Origin of the sequence: Mycobacterium sp. AMU20-3851, assembly GCF_043974665.1 — a bacterium.
GTDB lineage: Bacteria > Actinomycetota > Actinomycetes > Mycobacteriales > Mycobacteriaceae > Mycobacterium.
Map to the genome: position 1 here is coordinate 1952469 of NZ_CP146371.1, position 25911 is coordinate 1978379.

Genomic DNA, 25911 nt, shown 5'->3' on the forward strand with positions numbered 1-25911 from the left:
CGATGTGATGGCACTCAGCCCGCTGCAACAGGGGTTGTTTTCGCTTGCCGGTCTGACCGACAGCGAGGCCGGGGCCGACCCGTATTTCATCGCGATGGCCGCCGATGTGGAAGGGGGCCTGGACGCGGACCTGCTGCGGTCCTGCGCGGAGGCGATGCTGGAACGCCACCCGAACGTGCGGGTCAGCTTCTTCCAGGGCAACCTCAGCCGGCCGGTCGCCATCGTCCCGGCCACCTTCGAGCTGGCCTGGCAGCACATCGTGGCCAGCCCGGAGGAGGCCGCGGCGCTGGAGGCCGAGGCACGCAGCCGACCGTTCGACCTGGCCAAGGGTCCGGCCATCCGTTTCCTGCTGGTGCAGATGCCGCAACAGCGGTGGCGGCTGGTGGTGGTGGCCCACCACATCGTCATCGACGGCTGGTCGCTGCCGGTGTTCGTCAGCGAGCTGATCGGGCTATACCGGGCCGGCGGTGACCTCGCCGCGCTGCCGGCGGCACCGCGGCCGTACCGCGACTACATCGGCTGGCTGGCCGGGCGGGATCCCGAGGTCAGCAAGCAGCGCTGGCGTACCCACCTCGCCGGCCTGGACGGCCCGACCATGCTCACCCCGGCGCTGGGCGGCGACCCGGTCCCCGGGCTGCCCCGGCGCGCCGAGATCGACCTGGATGAGCAGGCCACCACCGCGCTGCTGGACGCGGCCCGCAGCCGCGGGGTCACCGTCAGCACCCTTTTCCAGATGGCCTGGGCGACAATACTTTCTGCCTTCACCGATCGGTCCGATGTGGTGTTCGGGGTGACCGTCTCCGGCCGGCCCGACGAGCTGTCCGGGGTGGAGTCCATGGTCGGACTGTTCATCAACACCGTGCCGCTGCGGATCCGGCTGGATCCGGGCGGACGGGTCGGGCAGCTCTGCCTTGCGCTGCAGCGGGAAGCGGCCGAACTGCGCGACCACGGCTACCTCAGCCACACCGAGCTGCGTGCCTGCGGTGGGATCGGCGATCTGTACGACACCTTGCTGGTCTACGAGAACTTCCCGCCGGGCGGACTGGTCGGCAGTGGTGAGTTCGACCTGGGCTCGGCGGTGATCCGGCCCGCCGCGCTGGAGAGCCTGTCGCACTTCCCGGTGACCATCGCCGCGCACCCGACGAACGGACGGCTGACCGTCCTGGTCGAAACCCTGGACGGCGCACTGGGTCTGCTGGATGCCGGGACGCTCGGTTCCCGGGTACTGACCGTCGTGCAACGCCTGCTGCAGTGCTGGGGCCGTCCCCTGCGCGAGGTATCGGTTCTCCTCGACGGCGAGGTCGCCACCTCGTCGGTCACCCTCGCCGAGGTCGAGGGTGACTTCCACACCGCGGTCGCCGCGGTCGCCGCCGACCGGCCGGACGACATCGCGCTGAGCTGGGATCCGGGCACGCCCTCGTGCTTCGGTGCGGATGGTGAACTCAGCTACCGCGCGCTGGATGCCGCCGCCGACCGGGTGGCAGCCGTGCTGCAGCGCAGGGGAGTGCGTGCGGAGACCCCGGTGCCGATCCTGTTGCGCCGCGGCCCCGATTACGTGGTGGCGATGCTGGCCGTGCTGAAGGCCGGTGGCCTCATCGTGCCGCTGGACCCGGGAATGCCCGGAGACCGCGTCCGCGAGATCATCGGGCAGACCGGCGCGGACCTGGTCATCGACGATGCGTTGCTGGACCAGATCCCCGGCGAACCCGATGCGGAGTACACCCCCGCCCGGGCCCGCCCGGGCCAGGGTGCCTACATCATCTTCACCTCCGGTACGACCGGAAAACCCAAGGGCGTCATCGGCACCCACGCTGCCGTGCTGGCCTACGGCCGTGATCACCTACACAATGTGCTGGCCCCCGCACAGTCCCGGCTGAACCGCCCGCTGTGCATCGCGCACGCCTGGTCGTTCACCTTCGACGCGGCGTGGCAGCCACTGGTCGCGCTGCTCGGCGGGCACCGGCTGCACATCATCGGCGACGATGTGCAGCGCGACGCCGAGGCGTTGGTGGCCACCATCGCCCGCGTCGGCGTGGACATGATCGACACCACGCCTTCGATGTTCACCCAGCTGCGCGCCGCCGGCCTGCTGTCCACCGTGCCGCTGGCCGTATTGGCCCTCGGCGGGGAGAACATCGATACCGCGGCCTGGCAAGGCATCCGCGCGGAATGCGCGCGGACCGGGATGCGCGCGCACAACTGTTACGGGCCCACCGAGACCACCGTCGAGGCGGTCGTGGCCGCGATCGCCGAGAACGAGCAACCCTGCATCGGCCTCCCGACCGGATCGATGACCGCACACGTGCTCGACGGCTGGTTGCGACCGGTGCCCGCCGGGGTGGCCGGGGAGCTCTACCTGACCGGCGGTCAGCTCACCCGGGGCTACCTGGGGCGAGCCGGTGAGACGTCCAGCCGGTTCGTCGCCGATCCCGCGAATCCGGGGGCCCGGATGTACCGCACCGGGGATGTGGTGCGGCGCCTGCCGGACTCGACATCCCCCGGGTCGCTGCGCTCCGGTCCGCCGGAGGGAGCGCTGCAGTTCCTCGGGCGCAGCGACGACCAGGTCAAGATCCGCGGTTTCCGGGTGGAACCCGCCGAGGTGGCCGCCGCGCTGCACCGCCACCCCGATGTGCGGCACGCGCACGTGGCGGTGCGCCGGCATCGCAGCGGGCCGCGGCTGACCGCATATGTGGTCGCCGGCACCACCCCGGCCGAACTGCGCCGGATGCTGACCAGCACGCTGCCCAGATACCTTGTCCCGCACCACATCATCGACGTCGATGCGATCCCGCTGACCTCGCACGGCAAGGTCGACGACGCCGCACTGGCCGCCTTGGACGCCGACCGCGGCGTCGGGGCGCCCACCGAGTTCGCGGCCCCCGCCACCGCCACCGAAACCGTGCTCGCCGAGGTGCTCGGCGATCTCCTGGACACCAGGATCGTGGACGTCAACGCCGACTTCCTCGATCTCGGTCTGGACAGCATCGTCGCGTTGTCGGTGGTGCAGGCGGTACGCCGCCGCGGGGTGTCGGTACGGGCCCGGCTGATGCTGGAGTGCGCGAGCATCCGCGAACTCGGGGCCGCCATCGACGCCGAAGCCGATGCCGACACCGCCCCGGCCGACGACACCGACACCGGTCCCATCCCGCTGACGGCGGCAGGGCACTGGCTGCTGGCTCACGGTGACCCGCGCCGGCTGGCGCAGACCGAGGCGATCCGGCTGCCCGTCGGTATCACCGGGGAACGGCTGGAGACATTGCTGCGCACCGTGATCGACGGGCACGCGGCATTGCGCAGCCGACTGGACCGGCAGACCATGACGCTGGTCGAATACCGCCGCGCCGAGGTCCTCACCGAGGTTGCCGTGTCCGGGGATCTGGTGGCCGCGGTCGCGGAACACACCGACGCCGCGGTTCAGCGCATGGACCCCGAGCAGGGTGTCATGTTCGACGCGGTGTGGCTGCGCCACGCCGGCGGCGACGAGGTGCTGCTGATCACCGCGCACGTGCTGGCCATGGATCCGGCGTCCTGGCAGATCGTGCTGGGCGAGATCGAAACCGGTTGGCACGCAATCACTGCCGGTCGACGCCCGGCAGTCGTGCGCGAACACACCTCGCTGCGGCACTGGTCAAGACTGCTGGCCGAACGTGCGCTCAAACTGGAGACCTGCGACTTCTGGGAGCGCCAGCTGGCCGGCCCGGACCCGGAACTGGGCGCGCGCCGGGTGCGCCCGGAGACCGATCGGGCCGCCGACGTCGAGGTGTCGATGTCCTTCGTCGGCCGCGCCGTCACCGCGCAAGTGTTGGCTGCCCCGGTCCCGGTGCCCGACGTGCTGGCCGCGGCCACCGCAAGGATGATCTCGGCCTGGCGCAGGCAACGCGGACAGCATACCCCGCCAACACTTCTAGCGCTGGAAACCTACGGACGCGCCGACGCCGTGGTGTCGGCGGGGTATGCCGAAGGCCACGGCCAGATCGACACCGGTGACACGGTCGGGTTGCTCAGCGCCATCTACCCGGTGCGCCTGCACGCCGACGACCTACCCGGTATCGCCGCCGAGCTCGCCGAATTGCCGGGCGACGGAATCGATTACGCACTGTTGCGGTACCTGCGCTCCGACACCGCGCAGCGGCTTGCCGCGCATCGGGAACCGCAGATACTGCTGAACTACCTGGGCCGACTGCACCAGCCGGTCAGTGCGGCGCTGACCCTGGACCGCGATCTGCTGATCGGGGTGTCACGCACGCCGGAACCCAATCTGGCGGTGCGTCACGAGATCACGCTGAACGTGGCGATGGTCGACAAGGACGGCGCCCCTGTGCTGGGTACGCAGTGGCGCACGCTGCCCGAGATTCTGTCCGCCGATGACGTCGCCGCGCTGCAGGCGCTGTGGCAGGACGCTCTACGAGAGGTGATCCAGTGACAACGAACCCGACCCCCACCCTGGCCATCATCGGTGCCGGCGTGAAGGCGATCGCGGTGGCCGCCAAGGCCGCGGAACTGCGCGCGATGGGGGTGCCGACGCCCGAGGTGGTGGCGATCGAACGCACCGCGGTGGCTGCCAACTGGCAGTCCGCGGGCGGCTGGACCGACGGCCAGCACCGGTTGGGCACCGGGCCGGAGAAGGACATCGGTTTCCCGTACCGGTCCTCGCTGGTGGCCCGGCGCAACGCCGAGTTGGACCAGCGGATGATGCGGCACAGCTGGCAGTCCTATCTGATCGCGACCGGGCAGTTCGCGGAGTGGGTCGACCGCGGCCGGCCCGCCCCCACCCACAAGCGCTGGAGTCAGTACCTGACCTGGGTGGCCGACAACGTCGGGATGACCGTCCGCAACGGTGAGGTCACCGAGATCGGACTGCACGACGGACCCGGCGGGCCGAAGTGGGAACTGGTCACCCGGGAGGGCGCCGTGCACGCCGAGGCGCTCATGGTCAGCGGCCCCGGACAGGCCGAGCGCTCCATCCTGCCCGGGAACCCGCGGGTGCTCTCCATCGCCCAGTTCTGGCACCGGGCCGCCCAGCACGAGCTGATCACCGCCGAGCGGGTCGCGGTCATCGGGGGCGGCGAAACGGCCGGCACCATGCTCGACGAGCTGTTCCGGCACCGGGTTTCGACCATCACCGTGATCTCGCCCCAGGTGACGCTGTTCACCCGCGGTGAGGGTTTCTTCGAGAACTCGCTGTATTCGGATCCCATCCACTGGGCGGGGCTGACACTGGCCGAGAAGCGCGATGCCATGAACCGCACCGACCGCGGGGTGTTCTCGGTGCGGGTGCAGGAGGCGCTGCTCGCCGACGACCGGATCCGGCACCTGCGCGGCCGGGTCGCGCACGCGGTGGCCCGCGACGAACGCATCCGGCTGACGCTGCAGACCGAACGCGGCGGGGAGCGGCTGGAGACGGTGCACGGTTTCGACCTGGTCATCGACGGCTCCGGCGCCAACGCGATGTGGTTCGTGCCGCTGCTGCGGCAGGAGGCGCTCGACATGCTGGAGTTGGGGATGGGCAAGGCGCTGACCGCCGACAGCATCCAGGAGTCGATCGGCTACGACCTATCCGTCGACGACGTCGAACCCAAACTGTTCCTGCCCGGGCTGGCCGGGTTGACCCAGGGCCCCGGCTTCCCGAACCTCAGCTGCCTGGGCCGGTTGTCCGACCGGGTGCTGGGATCGGAATTGTTCACCACGACCGAGACCACCACGAGGAGAAGCGATGAGCAGCAATCCGTTTGACGATGAGGACGGCGTCTTCTTCGTGCTGGTGAACGACGAGGACCAGCACAGCCTGTGGCCGACGTTCGCCGAGGTGCCCGTCGGCTGGCGGGTGGTGTACGGGGAGAGCACCCGCGCCGATTGCCTGGCCTACGTCGAGGAGTACTGGAAGGACCTGCGGCCCAAGAGCCTGCGCGACGCCATGGCCGAAATCGGCTAGACGGGCAGGGCGTCGTCCATCTCGTAGACCCGGGCGTGCAGCACCGTGCGGTTGCGCAGCGCCGCGCGGACCGCATGGTGCACACCTTCTTCGAGATAGATGTCGCCCTGCCAGCGCACGGCGTGCGGAAACAGGTCGCCGTAGAACGTGGAGTCCTCCGACAGCAACCGATCCAGGGCGAGCACGGTGGTGGTGGTGACCAGTTCGTCGAGCCGGATCTGACGCGGCGGGATCTGTGCCCACTGCCGGTAGGTCAGATTGTGTTCGGGATACGGCTTGCCATCGCGGACACCTTTGAAGATCACCGGCGGGCTCCCATGCAGGTGAGGTTAACCGCTATCGACCGGCGATGTCGGCGAAGTCTTTGCACTCGGAACCACCCGCCGGCGGCCGGTGCGGGGGAGTGACCGGTGTCGCGATGAATATGTGCTGTTGGTGCCCGTAAAATGACGCCAGGACGAACAGCAAGGGTGGGTGAACAGTGTTGGTGCATCATGAGTAGTGCCGACGACCGTCGCTTCGAGGTGCTGAGGGCCATCGTCGCCGATTTCGTGGCGACGAAGGAACCCATCGGATCCAAGTCGCTCGTCGAACGCCACAACCTCGGCGTTTCGAGCGCGACGGTGCGCAATGACATGGCGGTGCTGGAGGCCGAGGGCTACATCACCCAGCCGCACACCAGCTCCGGGCGGGTGCCGACGGAGAAGGGCTACCGCGAGTTCGTCGACCGCCTAGAGGACGTCAAGCCCATGTCGGCCGGCGAACGCCGGGCCATCATGAGCTTCCTGGAATCCGGGGTCGACCTCGACGATGTGCTGCGCCGCGCGGTCCGGTTGCTGGCCCAATTGACCCGCCAGGTCGCCATCATCCAGTACCCCACCCTGTCCACCTCGACGGTGCGCCACTTGGAGGTGGTCGCGCTGACCCCGGCCAAGCTGCTGCTGGTGGTCATCACCGATTCCGGACGCGTGGACCAGCGGGTGGTCGAACTCGGCGATGCCATCGACGAGCACGAGCTGTCCCAGCTGCGCGAGCGCCTCGGTGCGGCATTGGAAGGCAAACCGCTCTCGGCGGCCTCGGTGGCGGTGGCCGACCTGGCCAGCGCGCTGGACGGGCGCGGCGGCCTCGGCGATGCGGTCGGCCGGGCCGCGACGGTTCTGGTCGAGACGCTCGTCGAGCACACCGAGGAGCGGCTGCTGCTCGGCGGCACCGCCAACCTCACCCGCAACACCGCGGACTTCGGCGGCTCGCTGCGCTCGGTGCTCGAGGCGTTGGAGGAACAGGTGGTGGTGCTGCGGCTGCTCGAGATGCAGCAGCAGGCCGGTAAGGTCACGGTGCGTATCGGGCACGAGACCGAGGCAGAGCAGATGCTGGGAACATCGGTGGTCAGCACCGCCTACGGCAGCTCGGGCAAGGTCTACGGCGGAATGGGCGTGGTCGGTCCGACCCGGATGGATTATCCGGGCACCATCGCGAACGTGGCCGCCGTCGCGCTCTACATAGGTGAGGTCCTGGGTACCCGGTGAGGGGATGCCGCCCGACGGCGGCACGAGAGAGGTTTTTAGCGTGGCACGCGACTATTACGGTCTGCTCGGCGTGAGCAAAAACGCCAGTGATTCGGAGCTCAAACGCGCCTACCGCAAGCTGGCTCGCGAACTCCATCCCGACGTCAATCCGGACGAGGCGGCCCAGGCGCGCTTCACCGAGATCCAGCTGGCCTACGAGGTGCTCTCGGACCCCGAGAAGCGCCGCATCGTCGACCTCGGCGGCGACCCGATGGAGAGCGCGGGCGCGGGCGGCGGCGGGTTCGCCGGGGGATTCGGCGGGCTCGGCGACGTCTTCGAGGCGTTCTTCGGCGGCGGCGCGGGTTCGCGCGGCCCGATCGGCCGGGTGCGCCCGGGCTCGGATTCGTTGCTGCGGATGCGGCTGGACCTGTCCGAATGCGCGACCGGTGTGACCAAGCAGGTCGCGGTGGACACCGCGGTGCTGTGCGATCTGTGCCAGGGCAAGGGCACCCACGGCAATTCGGTGCCCAAGACCTGCGACACCTGCCACGGCCAGGGCGAGGTGCAGACCGTGCAGCGTTCGCTGCTGGGTCAGGTCATGACGTCGCGGCCCTGCCCAGTCTGCGGCGGGGTCGGTGAGGTCATCCCGGATCCGTGCCACCGGTGCGGTGGCGACGGCCGGGTCCAGGCTCGCCGCGAGATCAGCGTCAAGATCCCCGCCGGTGTCGGCGACGGTATGCGGGTGCGGCTGGCGGCCCAGGGCGAGGTCGGTCCCGGTGGCGGCCCGGCCGGCGACCTGTACGTCGAGGTGCACGAGCAGCCCCACGACGTGTTCGTGCGCGACGGCGACGACCTGCACTGCACCGTCTCGGTGCCGATGTTCGACGCGGCGCTGGGCACCACGGTCACCGTCGACGCCATCCTCGACGGCCCGATCGAGCTGGAGATCCCGCCCGGCACCCAGCCCGGCGCGGTGACGACCCTGCGCGGGCACGGCATGCCGCACCTGCGTTCGGGGGTGCGCGGCAACCTGCACGCCCACATCGAGGTGCTGATCCCGACCCGGCTGGACAACACCGACTCCGAACTGCTGCGCAAGCTCAAGGAACACCGCCCGCGCGATGTCGCCGAGGTGAAGTCCAGCCGCAACAACGCGGGGGCGGCCAACGGGGGATTGTTCAGCCGGTTGCGTGAGACGTTCTCCGGGCGGTGAGCGAGAAGCGCAGCGGATCGCGGTCAAGGGCATAGTCCGCAGATGAGATCCCTGTTCTACGTGGACTCTCTGCCCGGTGTGGGCGGCACGGCCGTCGTCGACGGTGACGAGGGGCACCACGCCGCCACGGTCCGGCGGACCCGCGTCGGCGAGGAACTCGATCTCAGCGACGGCGCCGGGACCGTCGCGCACGTCGTCGTGGAGGAGGCGGTCAAGGGTCGGCTGACGGCCCGGGTGCTGTCGGTGCGCACGGCACCCCGCCCGTCGCCGACCGTCACCATCGCCCAGGCCCTGCCCAAATCGGAACGCTCGGAACTGGCGGTCGAGCTGGCCACCGAGGCCGGCGCCGACGCCTTCCTGGCCTGGCAGGCGCACCGGTGCGTGGCGCGCTGGGAGTCGGCGGCCAAGGTCGACAAGGGCCTGCGGCGCTGGGAGGCGGTGGCTCGGTCGGCCGCCCGGCAGTCCCGACGGCCGTACATCCCCGAGGTGCAGGGCCTGGTGTCCACCACCGACCTGCTGGTCCGGGTCCCGGCCGCGCTGGCCCTGGTGCTGCACGAATCGGCGACCGTCCCGCTCGCCGACACCGGGGTGGCCGATCTCGAATCGGTGCTGCTCATCGTCGGTCCGGAGGGCGGAATCTCCGATCAGGAGCTGGCCGCGCTGACCGCCGCGGGGGCCCGCGCGGTGCGGTTGGGCCCGTCCGTGCTGCGCACCTCCACGGCCGCGGCGGTGGCGCTCGGGGCGATCGGCGTGCTCTCGCGCCGGTGGGATATCCCCACCGGTGCGGATGATTCCAGCAACTAACCATTGGGACGGCCCGGTGACCAGCGGTAAACTGGGCGCCACCATAACCAGAGCACAAGAAAGCAGGCACGAAACTCCACGTGACGCCCCGCGAGACGACCGCTGGTCCGTTATCCGGACCGGTACGAAGGAGCATCACTGTTCCGCCCGACAACATCGTGGGCCTGCTCGGCTCGGCCGATGAGAACCTGCGTGTCCTGGAAGAACTGCTGACCGCCGACATCCACGTCCGCGGCAATGCCGTCACCTTCAGCGGTGAGTCGGCCGATGTGGCGTTGGCCGAGCGCGTGGTCACCGAACTGGTCGCGGTGATCTCCCGCGGGCAGCCGCTCAACCCCGATGCCGTGCGGCGCAGCGTCGCCATGCTGACCGGTGCGGCCGATGCGTCGCCCGCCGAGGTGCTCACGCTGGACATCCTGTCCCGGCGGGGCAAGACGATCCGGCCCAAGACGCTCAACCAGAAGCGCTACGTCGACGCCATCGACGCGCACACCATCGTTTTCGGCATCGGGCCGGCCGGTACCGGCAAGACCTATCTGGCCATGGCCAAGGCCGTCGCCGCGCTGCAGGCCAAAGAGGTCAACCGGATCATCCTGACTCGCCCGGCGGTGGAAGCCGGTGAGCGCCTTGGCTTTCTGCCCGGCACCCTGACCGAGAAGATCGACCCCTACCTGCGGCCGCTGTACGACGCGCTGCACGACATGATGGATCCCGCCGCCATCCCGAACCTGCTGGCCGCCGGGGTGATCGAGGTCGCGCCGCTGGCGTTCATGCGTGGCCGCAGCCTCAACGATGCGTTCATCATCCTGGACGAGGCACAGAACACCACGCCGGAGCAGATGAAGATGTTCCTGACCCGGTTGGGTTTCGGTTCCAAGATGGTCGTCACCGGCGACGTCACCCAGGTCGACCTGCCCGGCGGCGCGCACTCCGGCCTGCGGGCGGCCTCGGACATCCTCGACGGTATCGAGGACATCCACTTCTCGGAGCTCACCAGCGCCGATGTGGTCCGGCACCGGCTGGTCTCGCAGATCGTGGACGCCTACTCGCGCCACGAGGACCAGCCCGACCTGTACAACCGTGCTCAGCGCCGTTCCTCGGGCGGACGGTCGCGTAGATGAGCGACGCTTGCGGAGCGAATCAAGAGATGACATGCGGGACCCGAGCCTGCGAGGGAGCCGCATGAGTATTGAAGTGTCCAACGAATCGGGGATGGACGTCTCCGAGCAGGAACTGATCAGCGTGGCGAAGTTCGCCATCGCCCAGATGAACGTCAACCCGGCCGCCGAACTGTCCATGGTGCTGCTCGACGAGCCCGCGATGGCCGATCTGCACATGCGGTGGATGGACCTGCCCGGTCCCACCGATGTGATGAGCTTCCCGATGGACGAGCTGGAGCCCGGTGGCCGCCCGGACGCGGCGGAGCCGGGACCGTCGATGCTCGGTGATATCGTGCTGTGCCCGGCGTTCGCCGCGAAACAGGCTGAGAAGGCCGGACATTCGCTCGGGCAGGAACTCGCGCTGCTCACCGTGCACGGCGTGCTGCACCTGCTGGGCTACGACCACGCCGAGCCCGATGAGGAGAAGGAGATGTTCGCGTTGCAGCGCCGGCTCCTGGAGGAGTGGGTGGCCGATCAGGTGGAGTCCTATCGCCAGGACCTGCAGAACGAGAAGGATCGCCGACTGCTCGACAAGTCGCGATATTTCGACCAACAGTGACCGGCCTCGCTCCGCTGCTCGGCGCAATCGTCCTCATCGGCCTCGGTGGCCTCTTCGCGGCGGTCGACGCCGCGATCAGTACCGCCTCGCTGGCCCGGGTGGAGGAGATGGTCCGCGACGAGCGGCCCGGTGCCATCCGGCTGGCCCGCGTGTTGGCCGACCGTCCCCGCTACATCAACCTCGTTGTGCTGCTGCGCATCACCTGCGAGGTGAGCGCGACCGTGCTGCTGGTGTCCTATCTGGATGGTTACCTGGGCGTGGCCTGGGGGCTGTTCGCCGCCGCGGCCATCATGGTGGTGATCAGCTTCGTCGTCATCGGGGTGGGCCCGCGGACCGTCGGCCGGCAGAACGCCTACACCATCGCGTTGGCGGCGGCCCTTCCGCTGCACGCGATCTCGGTGCTGCTCACCCCGGTCAGCCGGCTACTGGTGCTGATCGGCAACGCGCTGACCCCGGGCCGCGGATTCCGCAACGGGCCGTTCGCCTCCGAGATCGAGCTGCGCGAGGTGGTCGACCTGGCCCAGCAGCGCGGTGTGGTGGCCGACGACGAACGCCGGATGATCCAGTCCGTCTTCGAACTCGGCGACACCCCGGCCCGCGAGGTGATGGTGCCGCGCACCGAGATGGTTTGGATCGAGAGCCACAAGACGGCCGGGCAGGCACTGTCGCTGGCGGTGCGCAGCGGGCACTCGCGGCTACCGGTCATCGGGGAGAACGTCGACGACATCGTCGGCGTGGTCTACCTCAAGGATCTGGTCCAGCGCACGCGTACCGAGAACGAGCGCAACGACAGTCGGGTGGGTGACGTCATGCGGCCGGCGGTGTTCGTCCCGGACTCCAAGCCATTGGACACGCTGCTGCGCGAGATGCAGCGCGACCGCAACCACATGGCCCTGTTGGTCGACGAGTACGGCGCGATCGCCGGCCTGGTCACCATCGAGGATGTGCTCGAAGAGATCGTCGGCGAGATCAACGACGAGTACGACGCCGACGAGGTGGCCCCGTGGGAAGAGTTGGGGAACAACCGCTTCCGGGTGTCCGCGCGGGTGCCGATCGCGGACCTGACCGAGCTGTACGAGGACCTGGAGATCGACGAGGACCTGGAGGTCGACACCGTCGGCGGACTGCTGGCCCACGAACTGGGCCGGGTGCCGCTGCCCGGTGCGCAGGTCAGCTGGAACGGATTGCGGTTGCGGGCCGAGGGCGGCCCCGACCATCGGGGCCGGGTGCGCGTCGGCACCGTGTTGATCGGCCCGGAAGCGCCACCCGAGGAGGAAGCATGAGTGGTCTGTCCGACGAGGACGCCAAGCTGGTGACGCTGGCCCGCGGCGCGATGGGTCGCGCCGAGGCTGCCCAGGGCGCCGCGGTGCGAGATCTGGACGGACGCACCTACGCCGGTGCTCCGGTCGCGCTGGCTGCGCTGAACCTGACCGCGCTGCAGGCCGCCGTCGCCGCGGCGGTGTCCAGTGGGGCCGAGGGGCTGGAGTCGGCGGTGCTGGTCGGCGGATCGGCGGCGGACGACGGAGTCGCCGCGGTGACCGAGCTGTCCCCGGAAGCCACCGTCATCGTCACCGACCGGACCGGGAACCCGATATGAGCGACGAATTCCGGTCCGGTTTCGTGTGTTTCGTCGGCCGACCCAACACCGGGAAGTCGACGCTGACGAATGCTCTGGTGGGGCAGAAGGTCGCCATCACCTCGAACCGCCCGCAGACCACCCGGCACACCATCCGCGGCATCGTGCACCGCGAGGACTTCCAGATCATCCTGGTCGACACCCCCGGACTGCACCGCCCGCGCACGCTGCTCGGCCAGCGGCTCAACGACCTGGTCAAGGACACCTACTCGGAGGTGGACGTGATCGGGTTCTGCATCCCGGCCGACGAGAACATCGGGCCCGGTGACCGGTGGATCTACGAACAGATCCGGGCCGTGGCGCCCCGGACCAAGCTGATCGCGATCGTCACCAAGATCGACAAGGTGGCCAAGGAACGGGTCGCCACCCAGTTGATGGCGGTCAGTGAACTGGTCGGCCCGGACGCCGAGATCGTGCCGGTCTCGGCCACCGCCGGTGAGCAACTCGATGTGCTGACCAAGGTGCTGGTGGCTCACCTGCCGCCCGGCCCGGCGTACTACCCCGACGGCGAACTCACCGATGAGCCCGAGGAAGTGCTGATGGCCGAGCTGATCCGGGAGGCCGCGCTCGAAGGTGTGCGGGACGAGCTGCCGCACTCGCTGGCCGTCGTCATCGAGGATGTCGAAGAGCGCGCGGACCGCGACGACCTGATCGATGTGCGCGCCATCCTCTACGTCGAACGCGACAGCCAGAAGGGCATCGTGATCGGCAAGGGCGGTGCCCGGTTACGTGAGGTGGGTACCGCGGCGCGTACTCAGATCGAGAAGCTGCTCGGCACCAAGGTGTATCTGGATCTGCGGGTCAAGATCGCCAAGAACTGGCAGCGCGACCCGAAACAGCTGGGGCGTCTGGGCTTCTGAACTGCCCGCGAGGCCTACGGCGTCCAGCCGGGAACCTGGCCGAAATCGCGGATATCGGACGGGACGGGCGGCGCGCCGTCGCCCTTGCCGTACACCGCTACCACCACGGTGCGGTCCAGCACGCTCTCCGACCAGACGCCGATGTCCACGTTCGCGCAGTCGGACATGATCGCGTGGTAGTCGGGCCGGTGGAACCACTGGTTGATCAACTCGATGCCGCTGATCGCCAGCGCCGGGTTGATCGCGACCGTCTCCGCGACCGCCCCGGCGTATCCGGCGTTGCGGGCGCGGTCGGCGACCGTGGTGCCGTCCGAGCCGATGTCCCCGTTGAGGGCACGGTTGTGCAGCACGTCGTTGGTGTGCCACTGCGCGGCCAGGCGGAGCTTCGGATTGACCTTGATGTCGGTGTCGCAGCCGGCCTTGTGCTGCATCGTGTACACGTTGGCGACCACACTGTTGTTGAGCCGGCGGTTGTCGGCGTTGGCGGTGGGCGCGGTCAGCACCGCCCCGGCGGCCAGGGCGACGACCGGTAAGGCCGCGGCGCAACGGTGGGCGGTGTTCATAGCCGGTGACCTTACGTCAGCACCTCGGACTCCCACCAGGGATCCGGCTGCTTGACCCCCCAGCCGTTGACGGCTTCCAGCGCGGCGGCCAGCGAGATGAGCATGGGTTCGCTGTCGGCCGGCCCCATCAGCTGCACCCCGATGGGCAGGCCCTCGGAGGTGAAGCCGGCCGGGATGTTGATCGACGGCCAGCCCAGCAGATTCCACGGCCAGGTCGCCGGGCAGGCCCGGATCATCGCCCGGTCGGTGGCCATCGGCCCCCGGCCGTCGTATTCGCCGACCCGGGGCGGGGGCAACGCCGTGGTGGGGGCGAGCACCACATCGGCGATGTTGAAGATCCAGCCGACCCGGCGCTGGGCCTGCGCCTCGGCGGCCCGAGCCTTGCGCAGGGTGTGCTGGGACAGCAGCCAGCCGGTCCGGATGTTGCTGACGGTGCGCTTGTCCAGCCGTGCACCGGGCCCGAGCCGGTGCTGCCACTCCACCAGCCCCGAGGTGGAGCGGGCCAGGAAGTTCCAGGACATCCGCAGGCCGTAGTCCGGGTCGGCCTCGGTGACGGTGTGCCCGAGCTGTTCGAGCTGGCCGGCCACCCGCCGCAGCGCCGCGGCGATCTCCGGGTGCAGCGTGGACCGGAACAGATTGAAGGGGAAGGCGGTGGACATCGCCACGCGCAGCGGGCCGGGGGCACGGCCCACATGCTCGGACACCCGCACCGGTTCCGGCTTGTGCAGGTCACCGTCGGCGTTGCCGGCGGCGGCGTCGAGCACGATGGCCGCATCGGTGACGGTGCGGGCCAGCACACCGTTGACGGTGATGCCGTTGAAGGCCTCGGGAAGCGGCCAGGTCGAGATGCGGCCGCGCTGGGGTTTGATGCCGACCAGATGGGTCCAGGCCGCCGGGATCCGGACGCTGCCCGCGCCGTCGGATCCGATCGCGGCGGTCACCAGTCCGGCCGCCACCGCGGCGGCGCTGCCGCCGGAGGAGCCGCCGGGGCTGTGCTCGCGCGACCACGGATTGCGGGTGTGCCCGAAGCCGGGTCCGCTGGTGAACGGCCACTGACCGAGTTCGCAGGTGTTGGTCTTGCCGACGATCACCGCGCCGGCGGCCCGCAGCCGCCGCACGACCTCGGCGTCGGCGGTTGCGGCGGGGAGTTCCCCCTCGGTACCGAAGCGGGTGGGTACCCCGGCCACGTCCACGTCGTCCTTGACCGCGATCGGGATGCCCAACAGCGGAAGATGTTGTCCGGCAGCTCGTTTGCGGTCGGCTTCGGCAGCATCGGCGAGCGCCCGGTCGGTGAGCACCACCCGGAAGGCATTCAGGGTGGGCTGGCTGGCCTCGATGGCTTTCAGGGACCGGCGTACCAGTTCATCGGACGTCGTGGCGCCACTTCTGAGCCGGTACTGCAACTGGGTCAGGGTGGGAAATTTTGCAGAGGCAGCCATGCGGGTGGGAAATTCTGGGGTGGGAACCATTCTGTGGTCGAGGATATCCGGCGTTGCGAATCGTCGGATGTCGGTCACCGGTGCGACACTGGACCGATGCGGTTGTACCGGGATCGAGCTGTTGTGCTGCGCCAGCACAAGCTCGGCGAGGCCGACCGGATCGTGACGCTGCTGACCCGGGAGAACGGTGTCGTGCGCGCCGTGGCCAAGGGGGTGCGCCGCACCCGCAGCAAGTTCGGGGCCCGGCTGGAGCCTTTCGCGCACATCGACGTTCAGCTGCATCCCGGCCGCAATCTGGACATCGTCACCCAGGTGCAGTCCATCGACGCGTTCGCCGCGGACATCGTCTGCGACTACGGCCGCTACACCAGCGCCTGCGCGGTGCTGGAGACCGCCGAGCGGGTCGCCGGCGAGGAGCGCGCCCCGGTGCCCGAACTGCACAGCCTCACGGTGGCGGCACTGCGCGCGGTGGCCGCCGGCCGGCGTCCGCGCGAACTGGTGCTGGACTCCTATCTGCTGCGCGCGATGGGGATCGCGGGCTGGGCGCCGGCGCTCACCGAATGTGCCCGCTGCGCCGCCCCCGGCCCGCACCGGGCCTTCCACGTCGCCGCCGGCGGCAGCGTGTGCGTGCATTGCCGACCGTCCGGGTCGGTGACGCCGCCGCAGGGAGTGCTGGCGCTGATGGCCGCCCTGCACGACGGGGACTGGGAGTTCGCCGAGACGTCCACCTCCGCGCACCGCAGCCAGGCCAGTGGGCTGGTGGCCGCGCACCTGCAGTGGCATCTGGAACGCCAACTGCGGACATTACCGCTGGTCGAGCGCGCATACCGGGTCGATAGTGCGGCCGTTGAACGGGGGTCGGGGGCCTTCCGGCAGGATATGCCCCATGGCTACCAAACGGGGCAAGACCACCTACCCGCAACTGCCCCCGGCGCCTGAGGACTACCCGGTCTTTCCGGACGTCTCGACGTGGCCGGTGGTGTTCCCCGAATTGCCCCCGCGGACCAACGGCAGGTTCTCCCGTCCTCCGCAGCATCCGTCCAAGGCGGTGGCCCCGCAGATCCCCGCCGACCAGGTGCCCAACCACGTCGCGGTCGTGATGGACGGCAACGGCCGGTGGGCCACCCAGCGCGGGCTCGGCCGCACCGAGGGCCACAAGATGGGCGAGGCCGTCCTGATCGACATCACGTGTGGTGCCATCGAACTGGGCATCAAGCACCTGAGCGTGTACGCGTTCTCCACCGAGAACTGGAAGCGCAGCACCGAGGAGGTGCGCTTCCTGATGGGCTTCAATCGCGAGGTGGTGCGCCGGCGCCGGGAGAACCTGGACGCCATGGGCGTCAACATGCGCTGGGTGGGGTCGCGCCCGCGGATGTGGAGCAGCGTCATCAAGGAGTTCGACATCGCCGAGCAGATGACGGTCGGCAACGATGTCATCACCGTCAACTACTGCGTGAACTACGGCGGGCGCACCGAGATCGTGGAGGCCGCCAAGGCGCTCGCCGAGGAGGCCGCCGAAGGCAAGATCAACCCGTCCCGGATCAGCGAGGCGTCCTTCGCCAAACACCTGCACCGCAAGGACATTCCGGATGTGGACCTGTTCATCCGGACCTCGGGTGAACAGCGGGCCAGTAACTTCCTGATCTGGCAGGCGGCCTACGCCGAGTACGTCTTCCAGGACAAACTCTGGCCCGACTACGACCGCCGCGACCTGTGGGCTGCCTGCGAGGAGTACGTCAACCGCAACCGCCGCTTCGGCAGAGCCGAATGATGTGCTTGAGGGGGCGGGCCTGATGTCCCTCCAGGAGCGTTTGGTCGCGGTCGCCGAGGCGTTGTTGCCGGTCACCCGCGAGGACGACGGCGCGGTCACGGTGCACTATGACGGCACCTTCGCCTCCCTGCGGGTGGTCAACGTGGCCGAGGGGCTGGATCTGGTGTCGCTGAACCAGATCCTGGCCTGGGATCTGCCACTCGACGATGCACTGCGCGAGACGGTCGCCGGACACACCCGCGGCACCCTGCTGGGTACCGTGTCACTCGTCGAGAAAGCAAACGACACCGCGGATGTGCTGCTGCGCTACAACTTTCCCGGATCCGGCCTGTCCGACGAGGCGCTGGGCACGCTGATCATGATGGTGCTGGCCACCGGCGCCGACGTGCGGCGCACGCTGACCTCGTGACTCCGGTCATCCGCATCGTGGCGGCCGTCGTCCTCGATGATTGCAACCACGTGTTGGTGGTCCGCAAGCGTGGTACCACGGCGTTCATGCAGCCGGGCGGGAAGTTCGAGGCGGGGGAGAGCCCGCTGGATGCGTTGCGCCGCGAGGTCCGTGAGGAACTCGGCGCCGGGATCACGAACGTCGAGGCGCTCGGGCATCACGATGCGGCGGCGGCCAACGAACCCGGACACCGGGTGGCCGCCGACCTGTTCGCCGTGCAGCTCGACGGCCCGCCGCGGCTGGGGGCGGAGATCGTCGAGATGGCCTGGGTGGATCCGCATGACCCCGGCGACATCGAACTCGCGCCGCTGACGCTGGGCGTGGTGCTGGAGTACGCGCGCGTCAGTTGACGCTGCATCCCCCGCACACCCCGAAAATCTCGAAGGTGTGGCTGACGTCGCTGAACCCGTGCGCGGCGGCGGTCTCGTCGGCCCACGCCTCGGCGGCCCCGCCGTCGACCTCCACGGTGTTGCCGCAGATCCGGCACACCAGGTGATGGTGGTGATGCTGCGAGCACAGCCGGTACACCGATTCGCCGGTGTCGGTGCGCAGGGTGTCGACCTGGCCGGCGGCGGCCATCGACTGCAGCGTGCGGTAGACGGTGGTCAGGCCGATGCCCTCGCCGCGTTTGCGCAGTTCGTCGTGCAGTTCCTGCGCCGAACGGAAGTCGGCGATGCCCTCCAGCAGCGCCGAGATGGCCGCGCGCTGCTTGGTGGATCGCACCGGCGTGGTCATGAGACGTCCTCCGCGGCGTGGGTGACCGCCGCCACCACGATCTCGGCCAGGTGATCGTCGACGAGGCGGTACATCACCTCGCGACCGCTGCGCTCACCGGCGACCACGCCGGCCGATTTGAGGATCCGCAGATGCTGGCTGACCAGCGGTTGGGGAACGTCGAGGGCGTCGACGAGCTCGTGCACACAGCGTTGCGACTCGCGAAGCTGCAGCACGATGGCGATGCGCAGCGGCGCGGCCAGCGCACGCAGCAGGTCCCCGGTGGTGTCCAGCAGTTCCCGGGACGGCAGCTCGGGGAACGGCTCGCCGGCATGCTCGTGCTCGTGACCAGTACTGGAAATGGTTTTCATTATGGAGTCAGATTACATGCACGCCCGCGCATGTCAATCTCTTGCCGGGCAGGTCCCGCGGTGGGGTGGCGGCCGTCTCATCGCTACGCTGTTCACCCGTGGCATCCATCATCGACACCGTTGCAAACCTGGCGAAACGCCGTGGCCTCGTCTTCCAATCGGGCGAGATCTACGGCGGTACGAAGTCCGCCTGGGACTACGGCCCACTCGGGGTGGAGCTCAAGGAGAACATCAAGAAGCAGTGGTGGCGGTCCGTCGTCACCTCCCGCGACGACGTCGTCGGCCTGGACAGCGCGATCATCCTGCCGCGCCAGGTGTGGGTGGCCTCCGGCCACGTCGACGTCTTCAACGATCCGCTCGTCGAATGCCTGAACTGCCACAAGCGTCACCGCCAGGACCACATGCAGGAGGCGTACGCGGCGAAGAAGGGTCTCGACGACCCGGATTCGGTGTCGATGGACGAGATCGTCTGCCCGGACTGCGGCACCAAGGGGCAGTGGACCGAGCCCCGTGACTTCAACATGATGCTCAAGACCTACCTGGGTCCGATCGAGTCGGAGGACGGGCTGCATTACCTGCGCCCGGAGACCGCGCAGGGCATCTTCGTCAACTTCGCCAACGTGGTCACCACCGCGCGGAAGAAGCCGCCGTTCGGCATCGGCCAGATCGGTAAGAGCTTCCGCAACGAGATCACCCCGGGCAACTTCATCTTCCGCACGCGCGAGTTCGAGCAGATGGAGATGGAGTTCTTCGTCGAGCCCTCGACCGCCCCGGAGTGGCACAAGTACTGGATCGAGACCCGGCTGCAGTGGTACGTCGACCTCGGCATCGACCGGGACAACCTGCGGCTCTACGACCACCCCAAGGAGAAGCTGTCGCACTACTCTGACGGCACCGTCGACATCGAGTACAAGTTCGGTTTCGCCGGCAACCCGTGGGGTGAGCTGGAGGGCATCGCCAACCGCACCAACTTCGACCTGTCCACGCACGCAAAGCATTCGGGTGCGGACCTGTCGTTCTACGACCAGGCCAACGACACCCGCTACGTGCCGTACGTGATCGAGCCGGCAGCCGGGCTGACCCGTTCGCTGATGGCGTTCCTGGTGGACGCCTACACCGAGGACGAGGCGCCCAATGCCAAGGGCGGGGTGGACAAGCGCACCGTGCTCAAGCTGGATCCGCGGCTGGCTCCGGTCAAGGCGGCCGTGTTGCCGCTGTCCCGGCACGCCGACCTGTCGCCCAAGGCGAAGGACCTGGCCGCCGAGCTGCGCCAGAGCTGGAACGTCGAGTTCGACGACGCCGGCGCGATCGGGCGGCGCTACCGGCGCCAGGACGAGATCGGCACGCCGTTCTGCGTCACCCTGGACTTCGACTCGCTGGAAGACCACGCCGTCACGATCCGCGAGCGCGACGCCATGACCCAGGAGCGGGTGGCCATCTCGGAGGTGTCCGACTACCTGGCGGTCCGGCTCAAGGGCTGCTAGTCACTTCCCGCGAGCGTGCGTGTCCGTTGGCCGACACGCCGCTGCCGATGCGAGTTCACGCACGCTCGACGGGAGTCTGCGTGTCCACAGCCGCCGATCGATCCACAGATGTGCCGTCGGGCCTCGTGCTCGGCGTTGCGCTGACCGACGATCGGCACCATGACCGATGGCGTTGCCGAACTGCTCGACCGTCAGGGTGGCGTGGCGACCACCGCTCAGCTGCTGAATGTGTTGAGTCGCAGCCGTCTTGACACCAGGATCCGTACCGGCGAGCTGCTCAAGGTCTGGCCCGGCGTGTATTCGGGTGCCGAGCCCGACGACGGTATCCGGCTGCGCGGCTTGGATCTTCGGGCGAACGAACCGGTGGCGATGTGTCTGGCCACGGCGGCAGCGGCCTACGGTTTCGACACCGAGGGCGACGTCGACCTGCATGTGCTCAACCCGGTGGGCCATCAGTTGCGGGCCTCGGACGGGCTGATCATCCACCGCCGCGAAGGTGTCCCGCTGGCGGTCGTCGGCGGCCGGCCGGTCGCCGCTGCGGCGTGGACGGCGGTCGAGGTGGCCCGCGCGCTGCGTCGTCCGCGTGTGCTGGCCACCCTGGACGCCGCCCTGCGCAGCGGAACCTGCGACCGTGCCGGGTTGCTCGACGCGGTGTCGGATCAGCGCGGCAGGCGCGGGATCGTGCATGTGCGCGAACTGGTTCCGCATGCTGACGCGCGCGCCGAGTCGCCGATGGAGAGTGAGGCCCGGCTGGTGATGCGCGACGGCGGGCTGCCGACTCCGGAGTTGCAGTACGAGATCATTGATCGCTCCGGCCGGTTGTGGCGGGTGGACTTTGCCTGGCCGGATTCGCGGCTGGCTGTCGAGTATGACGGGTTCGACTGGCACAGCGACCCGGACAGCTTCACCCGGGACCGGCAGAAGCGAGCGGCGCTGCAGGAGATGGGCTGGACCGTGCTGTCGATCGTGTCCGACGACGTCCGGCGCCGGCAGCAGGATCTGGTGCGCCGGATCGAATTCGAACTCACGCGCTCCTGCGCGGCGTGAGCGTGCGCCGTCTCGGGTGAGAGGGCGGCGTGTTGCGCGCAGACACGCACGCTCGCGGGGACGGGTGGGAACATATTCCTTGACGGGAATACGTCCGTCGACTTATGGTGGCTGGCATGCAGGCGGCGGTGTTCGTGGCACTGGGGGAGCCGAGCCGCCTGCGGATCGTGGATCTGCTCAGGGCAGGGCCGCTGTCGGTGGGTGCCATCGCCGAGGCGCTCGGAATCCGGCAACCGCAGGTGTCCAAACACCTTCGGGTGCTTGGTGATTCGGGGATCGTCAGCAGCCATGCCCAGGCGCGTCAGCGCATCTATCAGCTCGAGGCCGCGCCGTTTGAGGACATCGGCCGGTGGGCCGAATCCTTCGAGCGGTTGTGGGAGGACCGGCTCGACAACCTCGGCGAATACCTGAAATCGACAACGAACGGGGAGTGAAACGATGATCCTGCAGCTGCTGAAGAAGAAGAAGCAGTTCACCTTGGAGCGGACCTACGATGCGCCGGCCACGGCGGTCTGGGACGCCTGGACCCAGGCCGACCGGCTCAAGCAGTGGTGGGGGCCGAAGAACACCACCGTGCCGGAGTGCCGCATCGATGCTCGGGTCGAGGGGGAGATCTATGTGGTGATGGAGGCCGGCGAGGCGATGGGCAAGTACGCCGGCACCCGCTGGCCCATGTCGGGCACCTTCACCCGGGTGGACCCGACCTCACGGATGACCTATGACGCCCGGTCCTGGACTGCGGGCGAGGAGTCGACCTCGACCATCCAGCACACCAACGACATCACGCTGGCCGAGCAGGACGGCCGCACCACGCTCACCCTGGACGTCACCATCACCAACATCGGCGACAAGGCCAAGATGGCGGCGTTCGGTATGAAGATGGGCTACAAGGCCCACCTCGGGAAGCTCGCCGAGCATCTGGCCGGTCGCTGAGTCCGCCGAAACCTCCGCGAGCGTGCGATATCTCGGGATGACGCGCGGCGTGTTGCCCGCAGACACGCACGCTCGCGGGAGTAGGGCTAGAACCGCCCGCCGCCGCCGCCTATCCCACCGCCGCTGAAACCGCCGCCGCCGGAGCCGCCGAAGGTCGTGGAACTCCAGCCGCCGCCACCGCCCATGCCGCCGCGCAGCGCCCCGGACAGGATGTTGCCGATGATGATGCCGCCCAGCATCGCTCCGGTGTTCGAGCCGCCACCGCCGCCGAAGCCGCCGTAGTTGTTGTACTGCTGCTGGGTTCTCGCTACATCGCTGTTGGCGATCTGCTGCGCCTGCCCGGCGAGCATCGCAGCACCGTTGGCGTGCGCGATGGCCTCTGACAAGTTGGTGCCCTGCTTGTCCTGGGCGGCCTGCAGCTGACGGACCGCCTCGGCGAGCCGGGTGCGCGCCTCCGGGCCGATGCTGCCGCGGCGGGTGTCGATGAAATCCGAGACGCCCCGCACCCGGGACTGCGCGGTGAACAGGGCCTGCTCGTAGGCGCGACGCAACCGTTCGGCGGCCTCGCGTTCCTCCGCGACGTCGGCCAGCAGCCGGTCCAGGTCGGCGTCGGCCTGGGTGAGGGCGGTGAAGGCGCCCAACGGATCGGTGCCGCCGTTGGTCTGGGCTTCCTGCATCGCGCGGGTCGCGGCATCCCGGGCAGCGGTCAACGCGTCGGCCTCGGCGATCCCGCCCTGGCCCAATTGCGCGTCGGCGGCCCTGATCCCGTTCTGGATGTCGGTGATCGCATCCGGCAACGTCGCGATCGCACGGTTGATATCGGTTGCGGCACTGTCCACCCCGTCCAGCATGGTCCGGGCCTGTCCCAGCGCGGCCTCGGCCGCGCGGATCGAATCGACCAGCCCGGCCTGGCTGCCGGCCGGACGGGCCACCAGGGAGCGGGCGTGGGTGATGTTCTGGTCGGCGAACGCCAGCCGGTGCTTGGCGGTCTCCACATTGTCGGCCACCGAATGCAGTGCGGTCGCGGCGAACTGCTGGTGCAGACCGGCCAGCGTCTGCTCGGCCGGCGCCACCCGCGCGGTCAGGTCGACCATCTGCTGGGTCAGCGCGTCGAGTCGGGTGGGCGCGTTGATGACCAGATCGCGCAGCTTGGCGAACGCCTCGCGCTGGGCGTCGAGTTCGCGGTCGGCCTTGGCCGCGGCGACGATCACCCGGGTCAGCAGATCGCGGCGCTGCTGCGGGGTCTCGGGCACCGCGTCGTCGAGGATCTGGCGGACATTGAAGGCCTGGGTCAGCGTCGTCTTGGCGGCGGTGACCGCGGTGCGGAACGGCGCGGTGTCCTGCTCGCCGAATTCCTCGACGGCCAGCACCAATTCGTTCTCACTGGTGCGCACCGCGTTGTCGACCTCGACCACGATGGAGCGGGACAGTTCGTCGAGGGCATCCAGTGGGACCGAAGCCAGCGCGTTCGGATCGGAGGGGTCGACCCGCTGCGCGGCGGCGAAGTCGGCCTCCCGGCGCTTGCGCTTGCGCCGGCGCGACCACAGCAGCAGCGCGGCCACCCCCAGCAGGATGACGCCGAGTATGGCCAGGACCCCCGCCCAGTTCAGTTCGCCGTCAGCGGATCCCGACGAGTTGAGGCCATCGGCCGCGGCGATCGCCGCATCGGCCCACCGGCCCTCGCGCAACGCGGGCTCGACCTTGTCGCGGCGCAGCGCGTCCACATCCACGTTGCCGGCCGTCGGCGCCAGCAGTGCATACGCCCGGTCGCCGGTGGCCACCGCCAGCAGCGCGTCCTCACTGCCGAGATCGCTGGTTCGCCTGGTGGCCCAGGCCCAGTCCGTGGCGGCCTGCCCGGAGAAGGAATCCACGTACACCACCCACAACCGGACCCGGCGGTCGTTGTAGAGGGTATTGACCGCCTGGTTCACCCGGTCGGCCTGCGGTGCAGTCAGCGCACCGGCCTGATCCACCACATAACCGGGCAGCCGGAACGGCGGCTGGGCCGCCGAGGTCGGCGCAACCAGCAGGCCGGCGGTCAGAACCGCGAGCACCACACTGAGCAGTCGGGCGATACGCATGCCGCCAATCTAATGAACACGCTGCCCGCGTGATGCGGTCATGTCATAACGGCTGCGCCGCTGCTGGCAGACTGTGCGGCGGTGGCAACAGAACGCGACGTATACGACTCCTACGACGACTTCGACCGGCAGCGGCTGGTACCGGAGTCGCCGAAGGGTGCTGGGCTGGGTGAATACAAGCCGACCAGGACGGCTACCGAGCACCGCACCGCGTTCGCCCGGGACCGGGCCCGGGTACTGCACTGCGCGGCGCTGCGCCGGCTCGCCGACAAGACCCAGGTGGTCGGCCCGCGGCACGGCGACACCCCGCGCACCCGGCTCACCCACTCACTGGAGGTCGCCCAGATCGGCCGTGGGATGGCCGTCGGACTCGGTTGCGATCCGGACCTGGTCGACCTGGCCGGCCTGGCTCACGACATCGGGCATCCGCCCTACGGGCACAACGGGGAACGGGCCCTCAATGAGATCGCCGACGCCTTCGGCGGATTCGAGGGCAACGCCCAGAACCTGCGGATCCTGACCCGACTGGAGCCCAAAGTGCTTGACGCCGAAGGGCGGTCGGCAGGGCTGAACCTGACCCGGGCGGCGCTGGACGCGGTCACCAAGTATCCGTGGACCCGTGCGGAGAACCCGAAGAAGTTCGGCTTCTACACCGAGGACGCGATCGCGGCCGGCTGGCTGCGCGAGGGGGCACCGGCCGGGCGGCCCAGCCTGGAGGCCCAGGTGATGGATTGGGCCGACGATGTCGCGTACTCGGTGCACGACGTCGAGGACGGTGTCATCTCCGGGCGCATCGACCTACGGGTGCTGGGTGACAACGACGCAGCCGACGCGCTGGCCGGACTCGGCGCCAGGGCGTTCCCGGCGATCAGCCACGACGAGCTGTTGGAGGCCGCACTGCGGTTGTCCCGGATGCCGGTCGTGCAGGCCGTCGGCAAGTACGACGGCACGCTGACGGCGTCGGTCGCCCTGAAGAACTTGACCAGCGAGTTCGTCGGGCGCTTCGCCAACGCGGCCATCTCCGAGACCCGCGCGGTCGCCGGCCCCGGCCCGCTGCGGCGCTTCAAGGCGAACCTCGAGGTGCCGCCGCTGGTGCGCGCCGAGGTCGCGGTGCTCAAGATGCTGGCGCTGCAGTTCATCATGTCCGACCACCGTCACCTGCAGGTTCAGGCCGACCAGCGCACCCTGATCCGGGAGGTCGCGCTCGCGCTGTGGGCGCAGGCCCCCAGCGGTCTGGATCCGCAGTTCGCGCTCGAGTTCGCCGAGGCCGACGACGACGGCACCCGGCTGCGGGTGGTCATCGACCAGATCGCCTCCTACACCGAGTCACGGCTGGAACGCGTACACGAAGTGCGTTCGCCGAGGCCGCTGTGACGGGCCGATAGACTGCC

The 25911-nt window shown here is 69.2% G+C and carries 26 protein-coding genes; 20 read left to right on the top strand and 6 right to left on the bottom strand.

Going from position 1 to position 25911, the window contains the following annotated elements:
* Positions 1–7 precede the first annotated feature (7 nt).
* Genes V4U86_RS09395 through V4U86_RS09405 form a run of 3 tightly spaced genes read left to right on the top strand, consistent with a single transcriptional unit; the run spans position 8 to position 5932 of the window.
* Complete coding sequence (locus V4U86_RS09395; protein WP_395311975.1) at positions 8–4423, top strand: condensation domain-containing protein; 4416 nt, start codon at positions 8–10, stop codon at positions 4421–4423.
* Complete coding sequence (gene mbtG / locus V4U86_RS09400; RefSeq protein ID WP_395310977.1) at positions 4420–5733, top strand: NADPH-dependent L-lysine N(6)-monooxygenase MbtG; 1314 nt, start codon at positions 4420–4422, stop codon at positions 5731–5733. The genes V4U86_RS09395 and mbtG overlap by 4 nt, the downstream gene beginning before the upstream one ends.
* Positions 5714–5932: an MbtH family protein gene (locus V4U86_RS09405; protein WP_395310978.1), complete on the top strand. Its 219-nt coding sequence runs from the start codon at positions 5714–5716 to the stop codon at positions 5930–5932. Before mbtG ends, V4U86_RS09405 begins: the two co-directional genes overlap by 20 nt.
* Here V4U86_RS09405 and V4U86_RS09410 read toward each other — a convergent pair.
* Complete coding sequence (locus V4U86_RS09410; RefSeq protein WP_395310979.1) at positions 5929–6237, bottom strand: type II toxin-antitoxin system VapB family antitoxin; 309 nt, start codon at positions 6235–6237, stop codon at positions 5929–5931. The two genes, V4U86_RS09405 and V4U86_RS09410, sit on opposite strands and share 4 nt — an antisense overlap.
* Positions 6238–6426: 189 nt before the next feature.
* Between V4U86_RS09410 and hrcA the strand changes: the two genes are divergently transcribed.
* The 8 genes from hrcA (at position 6427) to era (ending at position 13669) form a co-directional block, all read left to right on the top strand.
* Positions 6427–7458, top strand: a complete 1032-nt coding sequence (hrcA, locus tag V4U86_RS09415) for a heat-inducible transcriptional repressor HrcA (protein WP_395310980.1) — start codon at positions 6427–6429, stop codon at positions 7456–7458.
* Positions 7459–7498: 40 nt separating this feature from the next.
* The gene (gene dnaJ / locus V4U86_RS09420; RefSeq protein WP_395310981.1) at positions 7499–8650 is read left to right on the top strand and encodes a molecular chaperone DnaJ; all 1152 of its coding nucleotides are present in this window, start codon (positions 7499–7501) and stop codon (positions 8648–8650) included.
* A gap of 42 nt (positions 8651–8692) precedes the next feature.
* On the top strand, positions 8693–9454 hold the full coding sequence (locus V4U86_RS09425) for a 16S rRNA (uracil(1498)-N(3))-methyltransferase (protein WP_395310982.1): 762 nt from the start codon (positions 8693–8695) through the stop codon (positions 9452–9454).
* 80 nt (positions 9455–9534) lie between these two features.
* On the top strand, positions 9535–10575 hold the full coding sequence (locus V4U86_RS09430) for a PhoH family protein (protein ID WP_395310983.1): 1041 nt from the start codon (positions 9535–9537) through the stop codon (positions 10573–10575).
* A gap of 61 nt (positions 10576–10636) precedes the next feature.
* Positions 10637–11173, top strand: coding sequence for an rRNA maturation RNase YbeY (gene ybeY, locus V4U86_RS09435; protein ID WP_395310984.1), 537 nt, complete (start codon positions 10637–10639; stop codon positions 11171–11173).
* The gene (locus V4U86_RS09440; protein ID WP_395310985.1) at positions 11170–12456 is read left to right on the top strand and encodes a hemolysin family protein; all 1287 of its coding nucleotides are present in this window, start codon (positions 11170–11172) and stop codon (positions 12454–12456) included. The genes ybeY and V4U86_RS09440 overlap by 4 nt, the downstream gene beginning before the upstream one ends.
* Entirely contained in the window at positions 12453–12770 is a 318-nt protein-coding gene (locus V4U86_RS09445; RefSeq protein ID WP_395310986.1) for a cytidine deaminase, read from the top strand. The genes V4U86_RS09440 and V4U86_RS09445 overlap by 4 nt, the downstream gene beginning before the upstream one ends.
* A complete protein-coding gene (era, locus tag V4U86_RS09450) occupies positions 12767–13669 on the top strand; it encodes a GTPase Era (protein WP_395310987.1) in 903 nt (300 codons plus the stop codon). Before V4U86_RS09445 ends, era begins: the two co-directional genes overlap by 4 nt.
* 14 nt (positions 13670–13683) lie before the next feature.
* On the opposite strand, the gene V4U86_RS09455 is transcribed toward era, so the two are convergent.
* Both V4U86_RS09455 and V4U86_RS09460 read right to left on the bottom strand, forming a co-directional pair.
* Positions 13684–14232: a CAP domain-containing protein gene (locus tag V4U86_RS09455; protein WP_395310988.1), complete on the bottom strand. Its 549-nt coding sequence runs from the start codon at positions 14230–14232 to the stop codon at positions 13684–13686.
* Between the two features lie 11 nt (positions 14233–14243).
* Positions 14244–15701, bottom strand: a complete 1458-nt coding sequence (locus V4U86_RS09460; RefSeq protein WP_395310989.1) for an amidase — start codon at positions 15699–15701, stop codon at positions 14244–14246.
* Between the two features lie 66 nt (positions 15702–15767).
* On the opposite strand from V4U86_RS09460, the gene recO reads away from it, so the two are divergent.
* Genes recO through V4U86_RS09480 form a run of 4 tightly spaced genes read left to right on the top strand, consistent with a single transcriptional unit; the run spans position 15768 to position 18240 of the window.
* Positions 15768–16610: a DNA repair protein RecO gene (gene recO, locus V4U86_RS09465; protein WP_395310990.1), complete on the top strand. Its 843-nt coding sequence runs from the start codon at positions 15768–15770 to the stop codon at positions 16608–16610.
* Positions 16558–17442 (top strand): decaprenyl diphosphate synthase, encoded by an 885-nt coding sequence (locus V4U86_RS09470; RefSeq protein ID WP_395310991.1) that lies wholly within the window; start codon positions 16558–16560, stop codon positions 17440–17442. Before recO ends, V4U86_RS09470 begins: the two co-directional genes overlap by 53 nt.
* Before the next feature lie 22 nt (positions 17443–17464).
* Positions 17465–17851: a hypothetical protein gene (locus V4U86_RS09475; RefSeq protein WP_395310992.1), complete on the top strand. Its 387-nt coding sequence runs from the start codon at positions 17465–17467 to the stop codon at positions 17849–17851.
* Positions 17848–18240, top strand: a complete 393-nt coding sequence (locus V4U86_RS09480) for an NUDIX hydrolase (RefSeq protein WP_395310993.1) — start codon at positions 17848–17850, stop codon at positions 18238–18240. Before V4U86_RS09475 ends, V4U86_RS09480 begins: the two co-directional genes overlap by 4 nt.
* Here the strand turns inward: V4U86_RS09480 and V4U86_RS09485 are convergent.
* The gene (locus tag V4U86_RS09485; RefSeq protein WP_395310994.1) at positions 18233–18625 is read right to left on the bottom strand and encodes a Fur family transcriptional regulator; all 393 of its coding nucleotides are present in this window, start codon (positions 18623–18625) and stop codon (positions 18233–18235) included. The genes V4U86_RS09480 and V4U86_RS09485 overlap by 8 nt on opposite strands.
* Positions 18622–18975: an ArsR/SmtB family transcription factor gene (locus V4U86_RS09490; protein WP_395310995.1), complete on the bottom strand. Its 354-nt coding sequence runs from the start codon at positions 18973–18975 to the stop codon at positions 18622–18624. The genes V4U86_RS09485 and V4U86_RS09490 overlap by 4 nt, the downstream gene beginning before the upstream one ends.
* Positions 18976–19040: 65 nt before the next feature.
* On the opposite strand from V4U86_RS09490, the gene V4U86_RS09495 reads away from it, so the two are divergent.
* The 4 genes from V4U86_RS09495 to V4U86_RS09510 all read left to right on the top strand — a co-directional run bounded on the left by V4U86_RS09495 (position 19041) and on the right by V4U86_RS09510 (position 22439).
* Entirely contained in the window at positions 19041–20459 is a 1419-nt protein-coding gene (locus V4U86_RS09495; RefSeq protein WP_395310996.1) for a glycine--tRNA ligase, read from the top strand.
* Between the two features lie 159 nt (positions 20460–20618).
* Positions 20619–21506 (top strand): endonuclease domain-containing protein, encoded by an 888-nt coding sequence (locus tag V4U86_RS09500; protein ID WP_395310997.1) that lies wholly within the window; start codon positions 20619–20621, stop codon positions 21504–21506.
* Between the two features lie 116 nt (positions 21507–21622).
* Entirely contained in the window at positions 21623–21940 is a 318-nt protein-coding gene (locus tag V4U86_RS09505; protein WP_395310998.1) for an ArsR/SmtB family transcription factor, read from the top strand.
* A gap of 4 nt (positions 21941–21944) precedes the next feature.
* On the top strand, positions 21945–22439 hold the full coding sequence (locus V4U86_RS09510; RefSeq protein ID WP_395310999.1) for an SRPBCC family protein: 495 nt from the start codon (positions 21945–21947) through the stop codon (positions 22437–22439).
* A gap of 86 nt (positions 22440–22525) precedes the next feature.
* Here V4U86_RS09510 and V4U86_RS09515 read toward each other — a convergent pair whose 3' ends face one another.
* Positions 22526–24520 (bottom strand): TPM domain-containing protein, encoded by a 1995-nt coding sequence (locus V4U86_RS09515; RefSeq protein WP_395311000.1) that lies wholly within the window; start codon positions 24518–24520, stop codon positions 22526–22528.
* A gap of 81 nt (positions 24521–24601) precedes the next feature.
* Here V4U86_RS09515 and V4U86_RS09520 point away from each other — a divergent pair, with 81 nt between their 5' ends.
* The gene (locus tag V4U86_RS09520) at positions 24602–25894 is read left to right on the top strand and encodes a deoxyguanosinetriphosphate triphosphohydrolase (protein WP_395311001.1); all 1293 of its coding nucleotides are present in this window, start codon (positions 24602–24604) and stop codon (positions 25892–25894) included.
* Positions 25895–25911 lie beyond the last annotated feature (17 nt).

Bases quoted from the DNA above. Each gene is read 5' to 3' on its own strand.
- V4U86_RS09485 (WP_395310994.1), bottom strand. From the start codon at position 18,625: ATGACCACGCCGGTGCGATCCACCAAGCAGCGCGCGGCCATCTCGGCG.
- V4U86_RS09515 (WP_395311000.1), bottom strand. From the start codon at position 24,520: ATGCGTATCGCCCGACTGCTCAGTGTGGTGCTCGCGGTTCTGACCGCC.
- era (WP_395310987.1), top strand. From the start codon at position 12,767: ATGAGCGACGAATTCCGGTCCGGTTTCGTGTGTTTCGTCGGCCGACCC.
- V4U86_RS09505 (WP_395310998.1), top strand. From the start codon at position 21,623: ATGCAGGCGGCGGTGTTCGTGGCACTGGGGGAGCCGAGCCGCCTGCGG.
- V4U86_RS09460 (WP_395310989.1), bottom strand. From the start codon at position 15,701: ATGGTTCCCACCCCAGAATTTCCCACCCGCATGGCTGCCTCTGCAAAA.
- V4U86_RS09475 (WP_395310992.1), top strand. From the start codon at position 17,465: ATGTCCCTCCAGGAGCGTTTGGTCGCGGTCGCCGAGGCGTTGTTGCCG.
- V4U86_RS09490 (WP_395310995.1), bottom strand. From the start codon at position 18,975: ATGAAAACCATTTCCAGTACTGGTCACGAGCACGAGCATGCCGGCGAG.
- V4U86_RS09405 (WP_395310978.1), top strand. From the start codon at position 5,714: ATGAGCAGCAATCCGTTTGACGATGAGGACGGCGTCTTCTTCGTGCTG.
- recO (WP_395310990.1), top strand. From the start codon at position 15,768: ATGCGGTTGTACCGGGATCGAGCTGTTGTGCTGCGCCAGCACAAGCTC.
- V4U86_RS09455 (WP_395310988.1), bottom strand. From the start codon at position 14,232: ATGAACACCGCCCACCGTTGCGCCGCGGCCTTACCGGTCGTCGCCCTG.
- V4U86_RS09445 (WP_395310986.1), top strand. From the start codon at position 12,453: ATGAGTGGTCTGTCCGACGAGGACGCCAAGCTGGTGACGCTGGCCCGC.
- V4U86_RS09425 (WP_395310982.1), top strand. From the start codon at position 8,693: ATGAGATCCCTGTTCTACGTGGACTCTCTGCCCGGTGTGGGCGGCACG.
- V4U86_RS09510 (WP_395310999.1), top strand. From the start codon at position 21,945: ATGATCCTGCAGCTGCTGAAGAAGAAGAAGCAGTTCACCTTGGAGCGG.
- V4U86_RS09500 (WP_395310997.1), top strand. From the start codon at position 20,619: ATGACCGATGGCGTTGCCGAACTGCTCGACCGTCAGGGTGGCGTGGCG.
- V4U86_RS09395 (WP_395311975.1), top strand. From the start codon at position 8: ATGGCACTCAGCCCGCTGCAACAGGGGTTGTTTTCGCTTGCCGGTCTG.
- V4U86_RS09470 (WP_395310991.1), top strand. From the start codon at position 16,558: ATGGCTACCAAACGGGGCAAGACCACCTACCCGCAACTGCCCCCGGCG.
- ybeY (WP_395310984.1), top strand. From the start codon at position 10,637: ATGAGTATTGAAGTGTCCAACGAATCGGGGATGGACGTCTCCGAGCAG.
- hrcA (WP_395310980.1), top strand. From the start codon at position 6,427: ATGAGTAGTGCCGACGACCGTCGCTTCGAGGTGCTGAGGGCCATCGTC.